We start from the raw sequence: 20,308 nt of genomic DNA, 5'->3' as shown, positions 1-20,308 counted from the left end.
TTCGATAATATCACAGCATCAAAAAATGCAACCATAAAAGACAAAAAAAAGCCCCTCGGGCGAGGGGCAAAGGTTTGGGCTGGGTTATGCTGCTTTTGTTTTCTCGGCTTCGTCTGCGATTTCCTTGTCGCCGGTTGCAGATTCCGGAGCGGCTTCGGCCACTTCACCTTCTTTGCCTTTGCTGTGGGCGGAAATGCGAGCCCGTTTCTCGATGCCGATGATTCGACCGGCCAGCTTGATGAGGCGTTGCTGCCATTGGTAAGTGGCGTCGGTGCGCTGCTTGCTGGTCAGTACGGTGTTCAGCCAGAGAGTGTCAACGATCCCCATCAGGGTATCCAGTTTGCGGATCAGGTGTGCAAACTGAGCAACCTGAGGAGAGTTGATCTCGATGGTGTATTCATTCGGGTTGGTGTAGCCGGGCATCATGTCGATGCCGTTGTCTTCCATCAGCTTGTTGAGCTGGGCGGTAGCTTTGTCCAGGTCTTCGGAGACCTTGGAAATGTGTTCCAGGATGACGGTTTCAACCTGGTCGATTTCGTCCTGCTCACCGATGATGCGAAGGATCACGTCGATGGAGAACAGGGAGTTGGAAACTCGCTCAAAGCTGCGTTCCATGACGCGCTGAGCTTGGAGGCTGTTTACTTTCAGAACTTGCTTGAAAACAGGGCGAGAGTAGTGGTTGCTGCGGTCGTTGTTTGTGTCCAGTGCTACTTGTGCTTCTGCCATTAGAGATACTCCTAAATTTGAGGTACAGATAAACGCACTGGAAAGGATAAATGCGGTCAATCTGTAACCTGACCTCTCGAAGTGCCCAAAATGGACAGTTACAGCGTTTTCTGTTTAGCAAAGGTGAGCTATATTTGAATCATCTTAGTCGCTCTGCGGCTATAGGTGAGATAGCTGGTCTCCGAAAACAAACAGCATCTAGTCTTATGCCGTATGGCATTACTTAACCCCAAGCCGGGGGCTTCTCCCGGTTTTCGGGTGTTGCCCCTGTTTTTTTACATAGGAGCAACACCATGCACATCATCACTTTCATTGTAGTTCTGCTTGCATCTCTGGGCGCACTGTACGTAGGCGCGAAGGCATTTGCTTTTTCCTTCATCGTTCTCGCTAAAGTGTTCCAGCGTATCGGTTTGTTCCTTTGGAACAAATTCGCAGTTCCTGCAATGCGGTCTGTACAGGCCGTCATCAAAGAACGTGCTGCCAAGGCTGAACAAGCCAAAGCAGTCGTTGAACCTGAGGTAACTCAAGTTCAAGAAGTCGCTAAACAAGAACCTGACTGGGATTATCTCGAAATCCCGACTTACCTTCGTAAGGGCAAGGAACTTGTTTGGTAATAACTGTCGCTGAGTAATCTTCGACACTTTCAAACCCATCGGGGCAACCATACCCCGACGGGGATGTTGCCCCTTTTTGCTTAGGAGCAACATCATGGAAATCGCTATCATCGCTTTGTGTATCCCTACTGGTTGGGCAATCTCTCGTCCTTTCGTGAGAATCGCTGAATCGTTCGGTTACTGCTGATAGTCAACGCAAAGGGAGGGGGCAACCCCTCTCTTTCTGGTCAAGCCTCTGTGGCTTGTCCTCAAAGTCTTCTGGTGTCAGTTGGCTTTGACGACAAGCTACAGGGGGAATGTCGAATGCAACAGAATCTTCATGTTTACGACGATCACGCAGGCATCATCTATCTGGCTGATGGACGCGAGGTGAAATTTGATCCGAAACTGTATTCCAGCTCCTACCAGGCGCACAGTGAAGCAGTGAAGTGGGCCAAAGAAACCGGGGTCATTGGTCAAAACGACGATGTGGTGATGTTCGTCCATTGAGGGAGTGGCCTCCAGGAGAGGCTACTCTCCTCGCTCCTTAAAAGTCTTCTTACTCATGGTGAATACCATCAGTAAGCAGATTTTGTTCTCTTCGGAGAGCGAAAAGTGCGATAGCTGGTCGCCAAAAACAAACAGCAAATTAACGTTAATTTACTAGCCCAACCGGGCGCATCCGCCCGGTTCGGGACGTGGTGCGCCTGTCACAATAGGAGCGCACCTATGTCTCAATACTCTCAATTCTCAGTAAGCAAGGTTTTCGGTATGCCCAGCATTCCGGAGAAGGTAACGGCCATCGGCTACGCTGACGGTTCAAACCCTTTCATCCCTGCCACTGATACCAACTACGTTTTCCGCAAAGAGTTTCTGCGAGAGGTCTTGGCCTATCTCAAAGAGCCTGGCGGTGACGCATTGTTCGTAACCGGCCCTACCGGGTCTGGCAAAACCTCAGGTATCACCGAGATCGCTGGTCGTCTCAACTGGCCTGTTCAGCAAATCACTGCCCACGGGCGGATGGAGCTGACAGATCTGATTGGACATCACGCTCTGGTCGCGGAAAAGCCTGGTCAACCACCTGTCATGAAGTTCATGTATGGACCTCTGGCAGTCGCTATGCGTGAAGGTCATCTGCTCCTCATCAACGAGGTGGATTTGGCCGACCCTGCCGAGCTGGCTGGTCTCAACGATGTCCTTGAAGGGCGTCCCCTTGTGATCGCTCAGAATGGCGGGGAAATCATCAAGCCGCACCCGATGTTTCGTGTGGTCGTTACTGGTAACTCTACGGGGTCCGGTGATGCTTCTGGTTTGTACCAGGGGGTGATGATGCAGAACCTCGCAGCTATGGATCGCTATCGTTTCACCAAAGTAGGGTATGCGGATGAGGAAGCTGAACTCAGCATTCTTGGCCGTGTTACTCCGAAACTTCCGGAAAATGTGCGGAAGGGAATGGTTCGGATTGCTAATCAGGTCCGCAAACTGTTTCTTGGCGAAAACGGTGAAGATGGTCAGATCAGCGTCACCATGTCCACTCGGACGTTGGTGCGTTGGGCGAAACTGTCTCTAGCGTTCCGTGGTGCCCCAAATGCTCTTGAATACGCCCTGGATCAAGCTCTGCTTATCCGTGCGGCCAAAGAGGAGCGTGAAGCCATCCTGCGTGTTGCGAAGGATGTGTTCGGGGACCAATGGCGCTAAGGGGTGACGCATGAAGAAAAATGACTGTTTGTGCCGTCGTTACACTGCTAAAGAGTGGGGCAATGACGAAACCACAATAGAAGTCTTCATTGGCTACAAGTTGCTCCGGGAGCCCAGCTCCTCGGAGCCAGGCCAATTCACGATGGTCGAGCTACGCCGAACCGTCACTGATGGGAAAGCTGAAAATTGGTCTGAGACAAAGCTCGAAGGACCTTTTGAAGCTAACGGCCCAGACACGATCCCAATGTCCTACAAGGACAAAGAAAGCCAGTATGTGTCACAGTTTCTCAGCCAGGGGTACACCTTTCTGGATGAGGTGCTGGTAAACGCAGAGACACAGACGGTGCTGGAAGGGGGGAATGTTTCAGCCGGACAAACAGCCAGCTTGGGATCTCTCAACTGGCTGTTATCTCCGCCCTCTGAGTTACCTCCAGGTGACATAAACCTCTTCAAAGGTTTTGTTGCTGGGGTTTTTGCCAAAGGAGCCGGTTTAATCGGCTTTGAGGTTGCTCGGAGCGAAGGCTCAAATGACTTGCTACCCAGTGTGCTGATGCGTACTGACAGCGGTTATGAGCTTGGGGTTAGCACTGGACTAGGCGAAAACACTATCCATCCAGCTACGCTGGAAGGCGCTGGTGAACTCCGCCCGGAACATGGTCACAAACCCCTGCTGATGTTGGTTTACCTGCAACAGCGTTTCGCGGATGACTTTTCAAACGTAGAGAAGCCGCTGGTGGCATTCTGTGATGAACAGGGTGATACCTTCGACTACGAGCGTTTTGATTCACTAAAACCCCTCATTGAACGGTTTGGTTTCAGCTACGACGAAGTAAGAGCAGATGCAGAAAGGCTTGGCCTTGTATCTGAGCTGATTCGCCTGGCAGAGATCGACGCCGAACAAGAGGATCACTTTTTTTAACCCTTACGGGGGCTTGCTCCCCGAAAGGGGCGTTGGCCCTCTCCAAATAACTTGGAGGTCATGATGTCTAAAGGCGTCAACAAAGTAATTCTGGTCGGTAATCTCGGTTCTGACCCGGAAATTCGCTACATGCCAAGCGGAACTGCCGTTGCCAACTTCAACGTTGCAACAACGGATACGTGGCGCGATAAGCAGTCTGGCGAGCAAAGAGAGCATACTGAGTGGCACCGTATTGTGCTTAAAGGTCGTTTGGCAGAAGTCGCTGGTGAGTACCTGAAAAAGGGCTCCCAAGTCTATCTCGAAGGGAGCAACCGCACCCGGAAGTGGACTGACAGCCAACAAATCGAGCGCTACACCACCGAAGTACACTGCGTTGAAATGCAGATGCTTGGTGGTCGTGGAAATGCACCTCAGGACAACTCTCAACGTGCAGCGCCCCAAAAAGGGCAACGTACAGGAGCCGGTACGCAATCTGCTCCTGTGCAGCAATCAGCACCGCAAGGTGGTATGGGCGGAGGCTATGGTCCCGCTCCTGATGGCTGGGATGATGACATCCCGTTCATGCGGCTGCACCACTTGGCTGGCGGGTAACACCGCCAACTCTTACTAAACCCCACGGGGGCACTCATGCCCCGAGGGGGTCATGGTGTCCTCAAACCGTTCATTCGTGAATTGGAGAAACACCATGTCTGATAACAAATCTCTTGTAACCCGTATCGCAAGCCGGTTTGGCGTGGACACCCGAAAGTTCTATGAAACTTTGAAGGCGACCGCATTCAAGCAGCGAGATGGAAGTGCCCCGACCGATGAGCAGATGATGACGCTCCTGATCGTGGCTGAACAGTACGGTTTGAACCCTTTCACTCGGGAAATCTATGCGTTTCCTGACAAGCAAAATGGGATCATTCCGGTAGTAGGTGTTGATGGTTGGAGCCGCATCATCAACGAGCATCCCCAGTATGATGGCGTCGAGTTCGTGTATTCGGACAAGATGGTCAGAATGCAGGGGGCGAAAGTTGACTGCCCTGAGTGGATTGAATGCGTGATTTACCGTAAGGACAGATCTCGCCCTATCCGCATCAAGGAGTTCATTGATGAGGTGTACCGTGAACCGTTTCAGGGTCAAGGTCGCAATGGTGCTTACACTGTTGATGGCCCCTGGCAAACGCACACCAAGCGTCAACTCCGGCACAAGTCGCTGATCCAGTGTTCTCGTGTCGCATTTGGTTTCTCTGGTATTTATGACCAGGATGAAGCTGAACGCATCCGTGAAATGGAGCAGGCATCGGCCATTAACCCGGCTATTGCCAATCTCCCTTCACCATCTCAAGTTCAAAGCCAAGAGCCTTTGGCTATTGAGCACAAAGAGCTTGACCCGATCCTAACCAAACTCGCAAATCGCGCCATTGCTGAAAACGCATGGTCTGCGGCGCATGAGTATGTGAAGGGACGGTATGAAGGTTCGGAACTGCAATATGCGACTCAATTCCTTCGTGACAAGGAGATGGATCAAATGGAGCCTCCGAAACCTGACTACCAGGAAGCGCACGAGCAAGAGTCCGCCGCTGGTGGTTCTGCAAATGCTGAACCTGGTGCCGAAGAAATGCCGCCTTTGAGTGACGAGGACATGATCCCTGTTACAGAAGAGGAGGGCGCGGAAGGCAGTTACTACTAACCCCAACGGGGGGGACTCCCCCGCTGGGGGAGATCTCCCTCCTAACCATTGGAGAGAGGTCCATGAAAATAGTCAACCTATCGCAACGAGAGGAAGATTGGCTTGATTGGCGGCGTCAAGGTGTAACAGCCACTGACGCCGCTATCCTGCTCAATCGGTCTCCGTACAAAACACGATGGAGACTGTGGGCCGAGAAGACTGGGTATGCGCGTGAAGTCGATCTGAGTCTTAATCCGCTGGTTCGCCGGGGGATAGAAAACGAAGATGCTGCAAGACGCGCTTTCGAGGAGAAGTATGATGACATGCTGCTCCCCGCCTGTGTCGAATCGGTTCAATACCCGCTCATGAGGGCCTCCCTGGATGGCCTGAGAGATAACGGGGAGCCCGTCGAGCTGAAAAGCCCGAGTGCGACTGTCTGGGAAGATGTTTGTGCTGAGAAAGCAAACAGCAAGGCATACCAGCTTTATTACCCGCAGGTGCAACACCAGCTCCTGGTAACGGGGGCCAAGCAAGGCTGGTTAGTCTTCTACTTTGAAGGTCAGATTCAGGAGTTTCCAATACTCCGAGACGAAGCCATGATTCAAGAAATCTTGGCCGAGGCTAAAAAGTTCTGGCAACAGGTAGTAGACAAGAAGGAGCCCGACAAAGATCCAGAGAGAGACCTGTACATACCGCAAGGTGAAGAGGTCAACCGTTGGATTGCTGCTGCTGAGGAATACCGCCTCTATGATGCTGAGATTCAGGAGCTGAAACAGCGACTGTCTGAGCTTCAAGAAAGGCAAAAGCCTCATCTCGACACCATGAAGTCCCTCATGGGGGAATACTTCCATGCCGACTACTGCGGTGTGATGGTAACGAGATACAAAGCGGCTGGCCGGGTAGACTACAAAAAGCTGTTGGCTGATAAGGCGTCAGGCGTGAAGCCTGAGGATGTTGACCAGTACAGAGAGAAGTCATCAGAGCGGTGCCGTGTAACGGTTACTGGCTCTGTGAAGCCACGGTACATTGTTGATGAGGACGTGCTTGCTCCTCTTGATGATTTGCCGGAAGAAGTAGAGACGTTCTACTGGTGAGTGGGGGATTTTCCCCCGCTTTCCCTTGGGGATTCTGGGAGTCTCCAACGGAAAGCAAGATTTTGTTCTCTTCGGAGAGCGAAAAGTGCGATAGCTGGTCGCCAAAAACAAACAGCAAATTAACGTTAATTTACTAGCCCAACCGGGCGCATCCGCCCGGTTCGGGACGTGGTGCGCCCCCAACTTTTTGGAGTGCATCATGACTAAAGTGAACCATCTACAAAGCCTCTGTGTTATCCACGTAGACTTTGACATCTGGAGTGGACAAACCCGTTTGTCTGCATCTGATCTCAAGCTGGGCGAGGGTGGTGAAATTCCACCTGAGAAAGTAGCTCAACTGGGAAGTAAGAAGATCTGTGATCCGGCTAAGCTGAAAGGCTTTCATCGCCTGAAAACAGAAACTCGTCGCCTCCTGCTGAAATTCGGTATGCCGTTCATGAACGGATTTGCCGTACCCGTCAGCAAGACCGATGAAATCTGTAACAAGCTGAATGACATAAACTTTCAGTTTAACCAACTGAAACAGGATTTCATCAAAGGTTACAACAAAGCCGTGGATGAATGGTGTCAGGAGAACCCTGAGTATGAACGAGCTATCCGTGCCGGAGCCCTTCCAAAGGAAACGGTCGAGGAGCGGATTGGCTTTGAGTACCAGGTGTTCATGATCCAGCCTGTGAACGAAGATGAGGCCAACGCCAAACGCCTTAACCGCAAGGTTGAGCGCTTGGGTGACGATCTCATCTCCGAAGTGGTTCAGGAAGCGAATAAGTTCTATATGGAACGTTTGGCCGGTCGAGACCAATGTGCGGTCACTACTCGGCAGACACTCCGTAACATCCGCGACAAGGTGGATGGGCTTAGCTTCCTGAACAGCGCTTTTAACCCTCTGGTCAAGCTGCTCGACCAAACCCTCCGGGGATACGAGCAACATGCCGATGGCCGAAACATCGTTGCGCCTTTCTTTTATCAGGTCGTGGCCGCAGTGCTGATCATGAGCGAGAGGGACCGCATCGAGCAGTATGCCAATGGCTCGATTACTGTAGAGGGCATGGCTAATGACATTGGCGGTTCGGGAGCCCAGATGGGGGACCGTTCTAAAGATGAAAAGGCCGAACAGAAAAGCGATAAAGCCGGTGAGCTTATCCCTGCAACAGAGGGTGGCGAAACCAAGCAGCAACAGGTAGGTGGTACTGAATCTGTTCAATCAGAACAGACTAACAGCGGTGGTAACGCTGTTGACCTGGATGAAGACATCGACAACTTCTTCAAGAGTTTTGCAGAACGAGGCGAGGGTGAATCGGAAGATGAATCCAATGCCGGTGATGTGGTTCGAGAAGAGCGCGTTGATGTTGAGGATGAGCCGGTTTTGCCTGAGGAAACTCCGGTAGAGCAAGAGCCTGTCCAAGAGGAGCCGACAGAGGAGCCTCTCAACCAGGAGCTGCCTAAAACTGACGACGATGGCGACTATTTCTTCTAATAGTCACTTCAACTAAACCGACCCGGAGGGGATAGCCATTCCCTCCAGGGGTGGACTATCTCCTTCCCTACCAGGAGAAAAGATATGTCCAAAAAACGCACCATTTACAGCGCTCTACCAATCGTGGCCGCAGCCTATGGTGAAAAACTCGGTGTCAAAGTCGCCATCGGTAACGATGACGCATACACCGATGGTAAGACCATCGTGGTTCCGAATATCCCCGACGACTATCCTCACATGGATGCTGTCTGGGGGTATTTGGCCCATGAAGCAGCCCATGTCCGGTTTACGGACTTTGGTGTTGAGCGCCGCAGAGGTCTTCATGCTGAGTTGTCCAACGTTTTGGAGGACTGCCGCATAGAACGGGCCATGATGGAACTCTTCCCCGGTACGTCGCAGACCCTGAATGAGGTTGCTCGCTATATGGCTCAAGCTGGTCATTACGAGCACGTCACAGACAAAGAGGCCCCTGCCTCCATTCTGACAGGGTTTTGTTTGTACTGGTTGCAAACCAAGGCTGTAGGGCAATCCGTCCTTCAACCCTATCTCGATTCGGCTACCCCCGTATTCGAGCGCGTGTTCCCTCAGGGTGTTGTTGTTCGGCTGAACGCTTTACTGCGTAAGGCTGTGAACACTAAGTCAACCGCAGAGGTGACATCCTTGGCCGACCAAATCATCAAGATGATCGAGGAGGAAAAGGAGAAAGAAGAGCAAAAGCCCCTGAATGGTCAGGATGGTAACAACCAGCAGAATGCTGGTGGCAACCAACCTCAGAACAGTCAGGGCGGAAGTGGTAACGATCAAAACCAAGGGCCTGATGCCAATGGTGGTGATCAGCAAGGTAAAGACCAGAAGCAAGACGATGCTAACGGGAAATCTGATCCGAAAGGACAGGGCGACCAAGGCAAGTCGGATACTGATGGTGGCAGCAAGGCAGGACAAAGCCAGGCTGGTGGCAATTCTGACGCGGCGAAACAAGACGCGGCCAAAATGCTCCAGCAGGTTCTGAATGCCGGTGCCGGTGATTTGCGTGGTGACGCGCATGATGCACTTAAAGCCGAGCTCAACCGGGTGGCTCAAGATAAGGGGGACAGTAGCTATATGACTGTTCGCTCTGCTGTGAACACCCAGGACAACCCTGCTGTTGGCAAAAGCCTGGTAGGGGATGTGAAGAGCACCACTTCAAAGATAAGAACGCAGCTCTACGGATTGGTCCAGGCCAGCCAGCGAGTTGCTCACCGTAACCAACGATCAGGGAAGCGTGTGGATGCTCGGAAACTACATCGTGTAGTGACGGGTGATACCCGCGTATTCCTCAAGCCGGAAGCCAAGAAACGCCCTAATACGGCGGTTCACATCCTGGTTGATATGAGCTCCTCGATGGCCTACAAGGCCGCCAATGGAAAGGAGCGTCAAGACATTGCGCGGGAAGCGTCCTTGGCTATTTCGATGGCTCTGGAAGCAATACCCGGCGTAAACCCGGCAGTCACCTTTTTTGGTGGCAACCGGAACCAGCCAGTGTTCAGTGTCGTGAAGCATGGAGATACGGTTCAGAATCGGGCCGGTCGGTTTGGGTTCAAAGCAACTGGCGGTACGCCTATGGCGGAAGCTATGTGGTATGCAGCTTTTGAACTCACCAAGACCCGTGAAGAGCGAAAAATGTTGATCGTAGTGACTGACGGGCAGCCTCAAAGCGCCCCGGCATGTCGCTCAGTGATTGACCTCTGTGAACGAAGCGATGTTGAGGTGATCGGCATAGGGGTAGAGACTACCGCAGTGTCAGGACTGTTCCAAAAGAACATTGTCATTGATGATGCGGCAGCTCTGCAACGCACACTGTTTAAGTTGATGGAGCGGTCATTGACTGCTTTTGCAGCTTAACAGGAAGTGAAACGACAAACGGCTATCCCTTCGGGGGTGGCCGTTTTTATTTGGAGAGTCTATGAACCAATTCCATTCATCTTTGGATTTGTATCATCGGAACAAAGGTAGAAGGGCTACAGTGCCGGAGACGCCTTTTTTACTGCTTGCTAAGCGCATTCCTCCGATGTACTGGAGACTGTTCCAGGGTGTTACTTTGGATAGTCGTATGGGATACACAGGCAGGCGGCAGTTCCACAGTCTTGGGCAAGCAATCGACTGGGCAAAGTCATCAGTTGGCGATTCCTGGTCAAATAAGCGCTTTCACAAGCCGGTAGGCCTCGATGTATTGCTGGCCTGTACTGCGAGTAAGGTGCCTGAACATCTGGTCGAAGAACTGAAAAGACGGGGCAGTTGATGCGTCTTTGAGCTTTGCACCCGAAAAGGGCAGTTTGAGCGTTCCTGTTCACACAGCTCTCGTGGAACAATCAAAGTGAGGAGGGAATACCCTCCCACTTTCTCAGAGGCCTTCATTGAGGGTTGCTGAGAAAGTGAATTTTGTCCTCTCTGAGGGCGAAACGTGCGATAGCTGGTCGCCAAAAACAAACAGCATTCAACCTCAGCCTAAGGGCGCACTGCGCCTGACAGGCTCTGTGTGCCCAAGTTACTTTAAGGAGCACACATGTCTCATCTGAACAATCTCAAATCCGTAATGATCTCTCTCGCCGCCGAACATAAGCTGCCTGAAATCTACCAGGATGACATCACTACCGATGTGGAGTCTCTGGATCGATTCGATGGTTTACGTCTGGTCTGGCTGTTGCGGTCTTGCGGCAGCGTATTGGTGCCAGCGGAAGTTGGCGTTAATCCGATCTATATCACCCATTGGTTGTGGTCTAACCACGGTCAACAGGTGGTTCCATTCTCTGTGGATACCCGCACGGGGTTGATTGAAAAAATCGACTTCGAGCAAGCTGAAAAGCTGATCATGCAGATGCCTTGCAACCTCTCTTCATTGCAGAACAAGGAATACTTGGTTGACCAGGTAAACCGAGTGTTGCAACGAGGTTGTGAAATGCGTATCTGGGGTATCTTCGAGTCTCCAAGCTCGGTGGAATCCGTTGGTGGTTGGAAAGAGTGGCAGAGCTATTTCAGCTCTACTGGGAATCGACTGATGGCCGATTTCGTTGGTAAAGCCATTCGATTCACCAACCCTCGATAAATCGCCGTTCAACCATTAACCCTAATTAACCCTATGGGGCTCCGATAGCCCTGAGGGGACGGGGCTCCGCAATCGCAATAAGGAGTCCCTATGAAAAACCTATCAGCTTTGGAAGCAGTTCTTGACTACGACAAACCTTCTCGACGTTTTCTTGATGAGCTCAACGAAAACCAGATGAAGGATTTGTCCGGGGAAATCTTCGCCAAGCTCTACTGGAGCAAGCGTAATCCCCAGTGGTACGAGAAAGACACCAATCGGCTGTTTGCACGACTTCGTTGGGTTCAGCGCATCATCAAGAAGCGCTTGAAAACCGGCAAGGTTAAACCTGAACTGACAGAAAATGGTTCAGTGATGGAGCGCTTCAACTTCCCTTATGGTGACACTCTCGATTTCTTCCATCGGTACTTGCGACATCCCAAATGGGAGGTTGTGTATCAAGAATCGGGGTGCAGTGCCTTTTGGAAAAATGAAGCAACGCTTGAGCTATGCACCTACTGCGAAGGTGATGTGGTCATGATGAAGGCTCCTGATGAAGCAACCTTCTTTCGTGATTGCAATCGCCTTAGCTGGTGGTATGCAGATAACGCTTGATCTTAATCCCTAACCAGGGGCGAACCGGCCCCTGATGGGAGCATGGTGCGCCCCATCTATGATGGAGGACGCCATGTTCAAATCATCAGTATGCTCCTACGAAAACAGGGGGCCTTACGGAAACAACAAGTACCGAGGCAACTGCTCGGGCTTTATCGTTAAAGACTTCATTGAGTCTTACATGAGAAAGCCGAACGGGCTGGTGGCAGACCCAAGTGTTGGGGGTGGCTCTAGCATCGACGTTGCCAATGAACTTGGTGTCCGTTTCAAAGGGACAGACTTGCATCAGGGGTTCAACCTGTTGCGGGATGACTTCCTTTCGTTCCTCGGAGAGCCTGCACACCTGATCTGGTGGCACCCTCCTTACTGGGACATGATCCAGTATTCAGGTAAGCAGTGGGGCGAGCCCAACAAATGGGATATGAGCCGCATGAATTTGCCTGAGTTCGTTGAAGCCCTTGAGCTGGCCGTTATGAATATTCATGACGCCTGTGAGCGAGGAGGGCATTACGGAATCCTCATGGGAAACCTGAGGCGCGATGGGGATTATTTCAACCTGTCCAGCCTTGTGGAACGTATCGCACCTGGGAAGCTGGTGGATGAGATCATCAAAACACAGCACAACTGTGTGAGTGACCGAACTCAGTATTCCGGGAAGCTGGTGCGTATCGCCCATGAAAAGCTGTTGGTGTTTCGTCGTAACGACGTTGCCTCATCGCTCTGTCTTCTTGCTGCCGTACACCGTCGAGCAACCAATATGGTTTCGACTACGTGGAAAGCTGCAATACGCCGAACCCTACAGGGGAAAACGTTGAAGCTGGAGCAGATTTACAAAGAGATTGAACCCTACGCAAAGCATCGAGAGAACAACCACTGGCAAGCAAAGGTCAGGCAAGTTCTTCAAGATGCCAGGTTCTTTATTCGCATCGAGGTAGGTGTCTATGCACTTGCTGAGTAGCCCAACCGGGGCGTGACATCCCGGAGGGGATTGGTCGCGCTCATCAACAACAAAGGAGCGTGACCATGAACGTACAACTTCAAGCCAGCAACAATGTGCTGTTGGCGCAAATCGAAAGCAAAGGCCTCACTGTTGAAACGCATTGTCGCAGTGGCTTTTGTGGCATGTGCCGGGTTCGTCTACTCGAAGGTCAAGTGGCCTATGACGAGACGCCCATCGCATTTGTCAAAGAAGGGGAAGTGTTGGTTTGCTGCGCTAAAGCAAAAACCGATGTGACCTTGGAAATTTAACCCATCCGGAGGAGCCTTTCCTGCGGGTGGGGCTCCTCTATCCATTACGAGGAGAAACACTATGTCTATCAATACCAAAGTTGAACAAATCGCATACGGTCATGCTACCGCTCTAGTGCTCAGTGAACTGGGCCAACAAGAGAATTGGTGCAAGGCTTATGAGTATTTGTCTGAGTGTGTCGAACGGGGAGACGAGCCTGAGGATCTGGTCGTTTGGCAACCGTTTGAGCACTGGGAATGGAAAGACATTCTGGAGCAAATCGAGAGCGAAGCCGAGTCTCTGCTTTCGACTATTAAGTCCGTTTTAGGCTTGGCCCACAAAGGCATCATTCAGTCAGCAATTGACTGCTCTCTGGATTCGGACATGACCCAGCTTGACCTGATTGGAATGGTCGAGCTCGGAAGTGAAATCGAAGATGGGGAGTGTGCTGGAGGTGGCTATGCAGCTTAACCGATACACGGCCAGGGAGTCTGACAAAAGTCGGATACTTCGGACCATCGGCTGGTGCAAGCGCAATCACCTTACACTTGCCGGTCTTCCATACGAGGACAATCTTGCAGGAAGTGACGGGATCAGCATAGAGATCATCACTCCTCCTGGTATGTCGCGGGAAATGTTGGAGCAAGCCGTCAGAGAGGGGTATTCAGAGCGAGATGTCGTAAGGCATCGCATTCTGGAGTGCCCTGTCGGTTGGTTCATGGAAGCTGATGGCAAGGCATTTGATCATGAAGTGTTCCACGATTACGTGGTGGCTCATGGTTATGGCGAACCTTCCAGCGAAGCCTATGAGCTGGCGGAGCGGTGGTTCTGGCAGGGCAACGATTATGCGTTGATAGCTGCGGAAATAGTTGCTCGTGATCTTTGTGTTCGTGATGACGAAGATGAGGACTGATCCTATGGATGCTGTAGCGCATATAGCAGCAGATAACCTTGTACCGGCATGTGGAGGTGCAGAGAAGCCGTTTACCGTTAGTGGTAGACAGTGGCTTTACTGCTATCACCCAGCCAGTGGGAGGCACTGCTACTTAGACCTCGATAATGACCGTCCAGTCTGGCATCGAGGATTTCATCCTGCTTTTCATCCTGAGCTTGAGTTCGCTGATGAAGCTGAGTTGCTTCGACCAGTTGAGCGAAAGCCTGACCATGAAGAGCTGGAGGATTTTTACTTTTAACCCACGGGGCCGCTCTTCCTGATGGGAGACGGTCCTCCATTCTCAAAGGAGAAGACCATGAAAGATCACAGTCAAACGATTGTGTTCCCTGGGAACAATGTTGAATCACTTGCTGAGGCTAACGCCATGTTGAGCGCTGTGTCGGAAGATGCACGTAAAGCCAGCAATACGGAAGACAAACGTGACCTTGAATCGCTTCAAGGCTGGCTGGAAGAGAACATCAATTCTCAACTGGCAGGCGTGAAGTAACTATGACTGTAACCCCACTGGGGGCTTCATGCCCCTGTGGGGGCATGGTGCCCGTAAAAGGAGTCACCATGAATGCAGTGAAGATGATCCAGAAGGAAAACCAGCTTGAGCTGCCGCTTTTCTTCCTGGATGAAGAGCCGAAGACCGCAGAAGTCATTCCATTTGAGCCAAAGCCTGAATGGACTGATGATGAGGTAAGGCAGTTACGTGATGGGCTTTTATGGCATAGCCTTAGAGTCCTTGCTGATGGTCGAGCTGGAAGTGAAATCAAGCAGGAAACGATGGCTTGGGTGATGTCCGATGAGGTACATCCATTCTCATTTGTGGTCTGCTGCGATGAAGCAGGTTACGATCCATCTGGAGTAAGGGAAGGCGTGAAGTCTATCCTAAACCGCTTAGCGCGGGTTAAAGCGGGGGGTTAACCCCCTGCTTTCCCAGTGGCATCGACTTTCACATGTGAAAGTTTGTGCCCCTCGGAAAGCAAGATTTTGCTCTCTGTCGAGAGTGAATAGTGAGGTAGCTGGCCTCCCCAAACAAACAGCATTCTACATAACCCTTGGGGGATCACTGCCCCTCGGGCTGGTGGTTCCCTGACAAACATGGAGCCACAACTATGACTACTCTTGCCAGCTTTGCGAATCCGATTTCTGTTATTCAACGCTCACCAACCAGTGGGGTGTTTGGCACAAATCAGTTCGTAGGAGACAAAGAGGGATTTGTACAAAAGGTGCTCGGAAAGTGGTACTGCAATCCAGGGAATACCATTCCCGTTGAGAGCATGTCCCACCTTGAGCAGGCGGAGAAACTGTATGACTTCTATGTCAAGTATCTCCAAGTGAAAGAAAAGATCTCTGTGAACCTTGGCCGGGTGCTGCATAAGCTGTACAGCACTGGTTCTATCAAGGAAGCAGAGATCGTGCTTGAAGCAATAAAGGCTCAGGCTGGCGTAACAGCTTGAGCAATCTACTAACCCTAAACCGGGTGCATCCGCCCGGTTCGGGACGTGGTGCGCCCCCAAACTATTTGGAGTGCATCATGGAAAAACATAACCTCAAATCCGGATTCAGCATCTATTTCGCTGACGTCCATTTCGAGAAACAAGTCTACGCATTCGGCTCAGGACTTGGCTTCACCTCTGTGATTTACGCCTACTCGCTGGGCCGAGATCCGGAAGAAGCTGAGAAGCTGGCGCTTGAAAAGTACGACTCTGACGAAACGAAGGTGAAGAAGGTGCATGTCAATCTGGCTCGCAGCCAGGACATCAACCGCTACACCTTCCCTGAACAAATGGCTGGCTTTGCTAATGCCATTCAGTCTCACGGCATCGCTGTGAACTGAGAACCACTTTAAACCCATCGGGGCCATTACTTCCCGATTGGGACGGTAGTGGCCTCTCAACCGAAAGGAGAGAGCTCATGGCTACTATCGTAAACACCAAGTTAGGAGAACATCGAGGCAAGAAGCGCGTCTGGCTGGAAGGCCAAAAGCTACTGCGTGAAGGTTACTATCCTGGCATGAAGTATGATCTGGAGCTGAAAGATTCCCAGGTTGTGCTTCGCGTCAAAGAGGAGGGTAAGTTCACCATCAGTAAGCGCGAGCGCAATGGCCGGGTGTCTCCAATCATCGATCTGACCGTGCAGGAGCTTGCTACCGTTTTTGACGGTGTAGAGATGCTCCGCGTGTTCATCCGTAACGGCGCAATTGTGATCTCTGCTCACCATCAACAAGAGCGAGTGATCGAGCGCGTCAACCGGCTTATCAGTAAGCTGGAGAATGGAGAATCGCTTTCGGTATGCAGCCTCTTTCATGGGGGTGGTGTGCTTGATAAAGCGATTCACGCCGGTTTTCACAAGGCGGGAATTGCCAGTGCCATATCTGTGGCCGTGGAGATGGAAGGGAAATATCTCGATTCGTCTTTGGCAAATAACCCGGAGCTTTGGAACGAAGATTCTATTGTTATCGAATCGCCAATCCAGGCTGTGAATCTCAGCAAACGCCCACCACAGGTGGATGTTTTGATGGGGGGCATACCGTGTACCGGCGCGTCAAAGTCAGGTCGCAGTAAGAACAAGTTGGAGTTTGCCGAATCGCATGAGGCGGCAGGTGCCATGTTCTTCAACTTCCTGCAATTCGTAGAAGCGCTAAACCCAGCCGTTGTGCTGATTGAGAACGTGCCTGAGTACCAGAACACCGCTTCGATGGAAGTGATTCGTTCGGTGCTCTCTTCGTTGGGTTACTCCCTACAAGAGCGCATTCTCGACGGCAATGAGTTTGGGGTTATTGAGCGCCGCAAGCGTCTTTGTGTTGTTGCGCTTTCCCACGGGATCGACGGGTTTGAACTTGAGAAGGTTCAGCCTGTTCGCACCAAGGAAAGTCGCATACAGGACATCCTGGAGCCAGTTCCGCTCGATTCTGAACGTTGGAAGTCATTTGACTATCTGGCTGAGAAGGAGTTGAGAGACAAAGCTGCTGGCAAGGGGTTCTCTCGCCAGCTTCTGACTGGCGACGATGAGTTTTGCGGCACCATAGGTAAGGACTATGCAAAATGCAGAAGTACCGAACCTTTCATTGTTCATCCAGAACAGCCGGAGTTGTCTCGCATCTTTACACCGACAGAACATTGTCGAGTGAAAGGGATACCAGAGGAACTCATCCAAGGTCTGTCGGACACTATTGCCCACCAGATTCTCGGGCAATCGGTAGTCTTTCCCGCGTTCGAGGCTTTAGCCCTCGCATTAGGGAACAGCCTGTGGAGCTGGGTTGGAATGATGCCAATCATGGTCGAAGTCGTGGATGAATCACAGCCGGTGATCGGTGGTGAAGACTTCCATTGGGCAACGGCATTGGTTGACGCAAAGGGCACTCTCAAGCTGTCACCGGCAGCGAAAAAACAGGGGATGCCCTTCAACATTATGGATGGTCAATTGGCTGTCTATTCACCTAACGGAACTAAAAAGAGCTGCGGCCATGAGCCTTGCGAATATCTCCCGGTAATGATGTCCGGAGACGCAATCATGGTCACTTCATCTTTGGTTCATTAGTAACTCACCGGGGCAATGCCGAAAGGCCTTTGCTCCGGCCTATCCGAAAGGAGAGTAATCATGAAAATCGAAACTGTTGTGCCTTTACCTCCCGAGGATTCAGGCCTTCAACACTGCATTGCCAGGTTCCATAACCGCAACATGGATTCCAAGCGAAAAGACAAGACCCGTTTTTTCAGGAGGGAGCCGGTTATGATCGTAAACCCAGAGACCAAAGCAAAGGTTCTCCGGTATGCGATGGGCAACCCTGGGAATTTATCCATCACAAAGCTGGCGGTCGCGCTGGATTACGATGCGGTAGATGCTCTGGGTGTTCGTTTTAAAGACACTGTAAATCTTGAGGTTCGCAGAGCCAGGCGCTGGGAAGTCTGGCAGTGGTTCTGGAACCATCCGGATCAAAGTGTCCAACTGTCAATCAAATTGGGCGTGGTTGGCGCTGTGTTGGGAGTCATGGGCTTCCTGACTGGCGTAGCTCCGTACCTCTTGGGATAAACCAATAAAGCCGTTAACGGGCAATGTAAGTCCGGAGACGGCTTGCATTGCTCTCTCGAAAGTGGAGAGTCAAATGAACACATTAGAACAACTTGTAAATCAGAGAGTGCTTGAGGAAGGTCTGAAAAAGGCGAAGCCATTGGCCGCGCAAATGGGGCTTGAATCTGTACCTGATGAGATGCTTGAAATGATCTGCCCAAACTTGAACTACTCTGGGCAGTTTACGCCAGCTCTGTACGCGAGATTTCAAAGCGTAAAGCGATTACTGAAAGAGTTGTCGGAACAAACCTCACCTAAGCACGGGCATATTGTGAAGTTTACCAACCAATATGGGAGCTACGATGAGTCAGCTTTGCTGTTCAAAGAAGGCGACGTCAGAAACCAGAACTTGGTTGCTTGTGTGGGCGGGAAGACGCTAAATCTCGGAGAGCTAGAGCTTCGAGATTATGGGCTCAATATGCACATCGGTTGCGGTGGACCATTTGAGCCGATCTCAGAAGCGCAGATTCAGTCCTTGTCTGAGTTTGACTTCTATGAGACGACCTACAGATTCTGGGGCCAGAATCCATGTGGAAACGGGATGATAGACATCACCGTCCCTATGAAACGTTGGTTCTTGACTGTGTAGCTTCAACCTGAGTGCGCCGAGAAATCGGCGTACCGGCCCCTTAAAAAGGGTAATCAGCGCAGGGGGAAACCCCGCGCTTTCCCAAGCATCTCGGTTTCCCAGGGTGCTTCGGAAAGTGCCTTAGGCGCTCAAGTGCGGTAGCTGGCTGCCAAAAACAAACAGCAAATTATCAACCCTGACGGGAGCACCTCCTGTTAGGGGGGCTCCGTCATAAACTGAACGGAGATATAGCATGTCTAAAAACGTCAACGATGTTTTTTCAAACCGAACTTCTTTGGAATGTACTGTAAATGCAGCGCTGGATCGTCGTATCGGTCTGCGTGTCGGGTTCCCTCATTACAGAGAAGGAGCAAACGGTGTGGTTTGTGAGATCGAAGCAGAGTACCCATTGCTCAACACTCATTCGAGTGTTGCATGGCCCCTGCTCGATGAACTCAACAGTTACACCATCCAAAAAAACCAATCGCTCATTGATCACATTGATAATGCGGTCGCTGAACTGTTGAAACACAAGGCTCGTCTACAGCTTGATATTCAAAAGCTGCAAGACGGTGACATTGATCTGGTGAAACAGGCCAAGCAGCAATACGAAGACAACCAGATGTCGAGTAGCAGCTAGTTCAGGTCTGATAGCCAGGATTCAATTTTAACCCTACCGGGGTGCTTTCCCGGAAGGGATGGGCACCCTGCTAATCCAGGAGGCCCTATGCAACAAACATTAAACTTTGATCTATCAGAACAACCCATCCCAGTGCTTTTGCGTGGGGATAAGTGGGATTCTGTTTGGTCAGAACTGACTGATAACGAGGATTTGAACTTCGTTGATGCCAGTAGAGGAACCAGTCTGTCATCGTTGATCACGTCATCGGTTGAGTCCATTCACACGGCCTTAATTGATGGGTGGACCATGATGATCGGCTATTCCAGTGGTAAAGATTCTGAAACGGTCTTGCACCTGTTCCTGATGGCCCTGATCCGGGCTGTAAGGAGTGGGGCGACCATCAGCCAGCACCACTTCATCTTGCACACTGACACACTGATCGAAAGCCCAGAGGTAAGGTGGCTGGCGGATCAGAAACTGGCCGAGCTGGAGCGTTTCATTGCGAAGGAAAACCTTCCTCTGACCATCGTTCTAGCAAAGCCTGGGATCTCGCAGAGTTGGACGGGCCGAATCCTTACTGGGAGGGGGTTGCCTACGTTTTCCAACTCCACGGCCCGCCAGTGTAGCCAGGATTTAAAAATCACCTCTGCCAAAAGAGCGAAGGCAGCTTATATGCGAGAGCTTCCCAAAGAGGTTCGACAGAAAGTCTGCCTTTTGCTGGGCAGTCGTGATGCTGAAAGCACTATTCGTGCGGCCAACATTGCAAAACAGCGAGGAAGCTCAGATCGCGTCATTAAGACGAAAGATGGGGGTGAGCTGTATGTGGTGAAAAACTGGTTGGCGAGTGATGTCTGGGAGTTCTTACTATCCGCTGGCATGGGCTCAGCATATCCTCTGCCAAGTTACTTGGAGAGCAATGTCACTACGGCAGAGCTTTACAAGGCGGCAACAGGGGAGTGCGTGTGGTCGGCAACAGAGAAGAAGGCCAGTGACGCCTGTGGCGCTCGCTTCGGTTGCTGGGCTACTCTTGTTTTTATGTATT

The 20,308-nt window shown here is 51.4% G+C and carries 24 protein-coding genes and 2 pseudogenes; 25 read left to right on the top strand and 1 reads right to left on the bottom strand.

The window, feature by feature from the left end; all coding sequences use genetic code 11:
* Nucleotides 1-84 precede the first annotated feature (84 nt).
* On the bottom strand, nt 85-726 hold the full coding sequence (locus F0Q32_RS06975) for a hypothetical protein (RefSeq protein WP_000796664.1): 642 nt from the start codon (nt 724-726) through the stop codon (nt 85-87).
* A 293-nt stretch (nt 727-1,019) separates the two neighbouring features.
* Here F0Q32_RS06975 and F0Q32_RS06970 point away from each other — a divergent pair, with 293 nt between their 5' ends.
* The 25 genes and pseudogenes from F0Q32_RS06970 to F0Q32_RS06840 form a co-directional block, all read left to right on the top strand.
* Entirely contained in the window at nt 1,020-1,340 is a 321-nt protein-coding gene (locus F0Q32_RS06970) for a hypothetical protein (RefSeq protein WP_000547566.1), read from the top strand.
* A 303-nt stretch (nt 1,341-1,643) separates the two neighbouring features.
* Nucleotides 1,644-1,829 carry a hypothetical protein gene (locus F0Q32_RS06965; RefSeq protein ID WP_001186917.1) on the top strand — a complete coding sequence of 62 codons (186 nt, stop codon included), beginning with the start codon at nt 1,644-1,646 and terminating at the stop codon, nt 1,827-1,829.
* A gap of 219 nt (nt 1,830-2,048) precedes the next feature.
* Entirely contained in the window at nt 2,049-3,017 is a 969-nt protein-coding gene (locus F0Q32_RS06960) for an AAA family ATPase (RefSeq protein WP_000085162.1), read from the top strand.
* A 10-nt stretch (nt 3,018-3,027) separates the two neighbouring features.
* The gene (locus F0Q32_RS06955) at nt 3,028-3,936 is read left to right on the top strand and encodes a hypothetical protein (protein ID WP_000739139.1); all 909 of its coding nucleotides are present in this window, start codon (nt 3,028-3,030) and stop codon (nt 3,934-3,936) included.
* 60 nt (nt 3,937-3,996) lie between these two features.
* On the top strand, nt 3,997-4,527 hold the full coding sequence (gene ssb / locus F0Q32_RS06950; protein ID WP_000987165.1) for a single-stranded DNA-binding protein: 531 nt from the start codon (nt 3,997-3,999) through the stop codon (nt 4,525-4,527).
* Nucleotides 4,528-4,621: 94 nt separating this feature from the next.
* Nucleotides 4,622-5,210: pseudogene (gene bet / locus F0Q32_RS26770) on the top strand (phage recombination protein Bet); the annotation flags it as partial.
* A 463-nt stretch (nt 5,211-5,673) separates the two neighbouring features.
* Nucleotides 5,674-6,684, top strand: a complete 1,011-nt coding sequence (locus F0Q32_RS06940; RefSeq protein WP_000706865.1) for a YqaJ viral recombinase family protein — start codon at nt 5,674-5,676, stop codon at nt 6,682-6,684.
* Nucleotides 6,685-6,883: 199 nt separating this feature from the next.
* On the top strand, nt 6,884-8,161 hold the full coding sequence (locus F0Q32_RS06930; protein ID WP_000170086.1) for a DUF3150 domain-containing protein: 1,278 nt from the start codon (nt 6,884-6,886) through the stop codon (nt 8,159-8,161).
* A gap of 84 nt (nt 8,162-8,245) precedes the next feature.
* Entirely contained in the window at nt 8,246-10,042 is a 1,797-nt protein-coding gene (locus F0Q32_RS06925) for a VWA domain-containing protein (RefSeq protein WP_000039318.1), read from the top strand.
* 61 nt (nt 10,043-10,103) lie between these two features.
* The gene (locus F0Q32_RS06920; protein WP_001071288.1) at nt 10,104-10,439 is read left to right on the top strand and encodes a hypothetical protein; all 336 of its coding nucleotides are present in this window, start codon (nt 10,104-10,106) and stop codon (nt 10,437-10,439) included.
* A gap of 264 nt (nt 10,440-10,703) precedes the next feature.
* Complete coding sequence (locus F0Q32_RS06915) at nt 10,704-11,243, top strand: hypothetical protein (RefSeq protein ID WP_000018872.1); 540 nt, start codon at nt 10,704-10,706, stop codon at nt 11,241-11,243.
* A 90-nt stretch (nt 11,244-11,333) separates the two neighbouring features.
* The gene (locus F0Q32_RS06910; protein ID WP_000793769.1) at nt 11,334-11,834 is read left to right on the top strand and encodes a hypothetical protein; all 501 of its coding nucleotides are present in this window, start codon (nt 11,334-11,336) and stop codon (nt 11,832-11,834) included.
* A 73-nt stretch (nt 11,835-11,907) separates the two neighbouring features.
* Nucleotides 11,908-12,792 (top strand): hypothetical protein, encoded by an 885-nt coding sequence (locus F0Q32_RS06905; RefSeq protein WP_000477209.1) that lies wholly within the window; start codon nt 11,908-11,910, stop codon nt 12,790-12,792.
* A 65-nt stretch (nt 12,793-12,857) separates the two neighbouring features.
* A complete protein-coding gene (gene yfaE, locus F0Q32_RS06900; RefSeq protein WP_001102700.1) occupies nt 12,858-13,082 on the top strand; it encodes a class I ribonucleotide reductase maintenance protein YfaE in 225 nt (74 codons plus the stop codon).
* Nucleotides 13,083-13,143: 61 nt separating this feature from the next.
* Nucleotides 13,144-13,533, top strand: coding sequence for a hypothetical protein (locus F0Q32_RS06895; protein ID WP_000026577.1), 390 nt, complete (start codon nt 13,144-13,146; stop codon nt 13,531-13,533).
* On the top strand, nt 13,523-13,975 hold the full coding sequence (locus tag F0Q32_RS06890) for a hypothetical protein (protein ID WP_001176699.1): 453 nt from the start codon (nt 13,523-13,525) through the stop codon (nt 13,973-13,975). Before F0Q32_RS06895 ends, F0Q32_RS06890 begins: the two co-directional genes overlap by 11 nt.
* Before the next feature lie 337 nt (nt 13,976-14,312).
* Nucleotides 14,313-14,504, top strand: coding sequence for a hypothetical protein (locus tag F0Q32_RS06880; protein ID WP_000651508.1), 192 nt, complete (start codon nt 14,313-14,315; stop codon nt 14,502-14,504).
* A 68-nt stretch (nt 14,505-14,572) separates the two neighbouring features.
* The gene (locus F0Q32_RS06875; RefSeq protein WP_000994741.1) at nt 14,573-14,926 is read left to right on the top strand and encodes a hypothetical protein; all 354 of its coding nucleotides are present in this window, start codon (nt 14,573-14,575) and stop codon (nt 14,924-14,926) included.
* Nucleotides 14,927-15,117: 191 nt separating this feature from the next.
* Nucleotides 15,118-15,462 carry a hypothetical protein gene (locus F0Q32_RS06870; RefSeq protein WP_000209093.1) on the top strand — a complete coding sequence of 115 codons (345 nt, stop codon included), beginning with the start codon at nt 15,118-15,120 and terminating at the stop codon, nt 15,460-15,462.
* A 77-nt stretch (nt 15,463-15,539) separates the two neighbouring features.
* On the top strand, nt 15,540-15,842 hold the full coding sequence (locus tag F0Q32_RS06865; RefSeq protein WP_000410925.1) for a hypothetical protein: 303 nt from the start codon (nt 15,540-15,542) through the stop codon (nt 15,840-15,842).
* Nucleotides 15,843-15,919: 77 nt separating this feature from the next.
* Nucleotides 15,920-17,545: a DNA cytosine methyltransferase gene (locus F0Q32_RS06860; RefSeq protein WP_000201432.1), complete on the top strand. Its 1,626-nt coding sequence runs from the start codon at nt 15,920-15,922 to the stop codon at nt 17,543-17,545.
* Between the two features lie 60 nt (nt 17,546-17,605).
* Nucleotides 17,606-18,037 carry a hypothetical protein gene (locus tag F0Q32_RS06855; RefSeq protein ID WP_000687894.1) on the top strand — a complete coding sequence of 144 codons (432 nt, stop codon included), beginning with the start codon at nt 17,606-17,608 and terminating at the stop codon, nt 18,035-18,037.
* Nucleotides 18,038-18,110: 73 nt separating this feature from the next.
* Nucleotides 18,111-18,665, top strand: coding sequence for a hypothetical protein (locus F0Q32_RS06850; RefSeq protein ID WP_001093868.1), 555 nt, complete (start codon nt 18,111-18,113; stop codon nt 18,663-18,665).
* Nucleotides 18,666-18,897: 232 nt separating this feature from the next.
* The gene (locus F0Q32_RS06845) at nt 18,898-19,284 is read left to right on the top strand and encodes a hypothetical protein (protein WP_000042274.1); all 387 of its coding nucleotides are present in this window, start codon (nt 18,898-18,900) and stop codon (nt 19,282-19,284) included.
* Between the two features lie 87 nt (nt 19,285-19,371).
* Nucleotides 19,372-20,308, top strand: a pseudogene (locus tag F0Q32_RS06840) (phosphoadenosine phosphosulfate reductase); the annotation flags it as partial.

The sequence above is a fragment of the Pseudocitrobacter sp. 73 genome (assembly GCF_008369545.1).
Lineage (GTDB): Bacteria > Pseudomonadota > Gammaproteobacteria > Enterobacterales > Enterobacteriaceae > Pseudocitrobacter > Pseudocitrobacter vendiensis.
The sequence above is the reverse complement of the archived record's forward strand: the minus strand, read 5'-3'. Positions and strand labels throughout refer to the sequence as shown.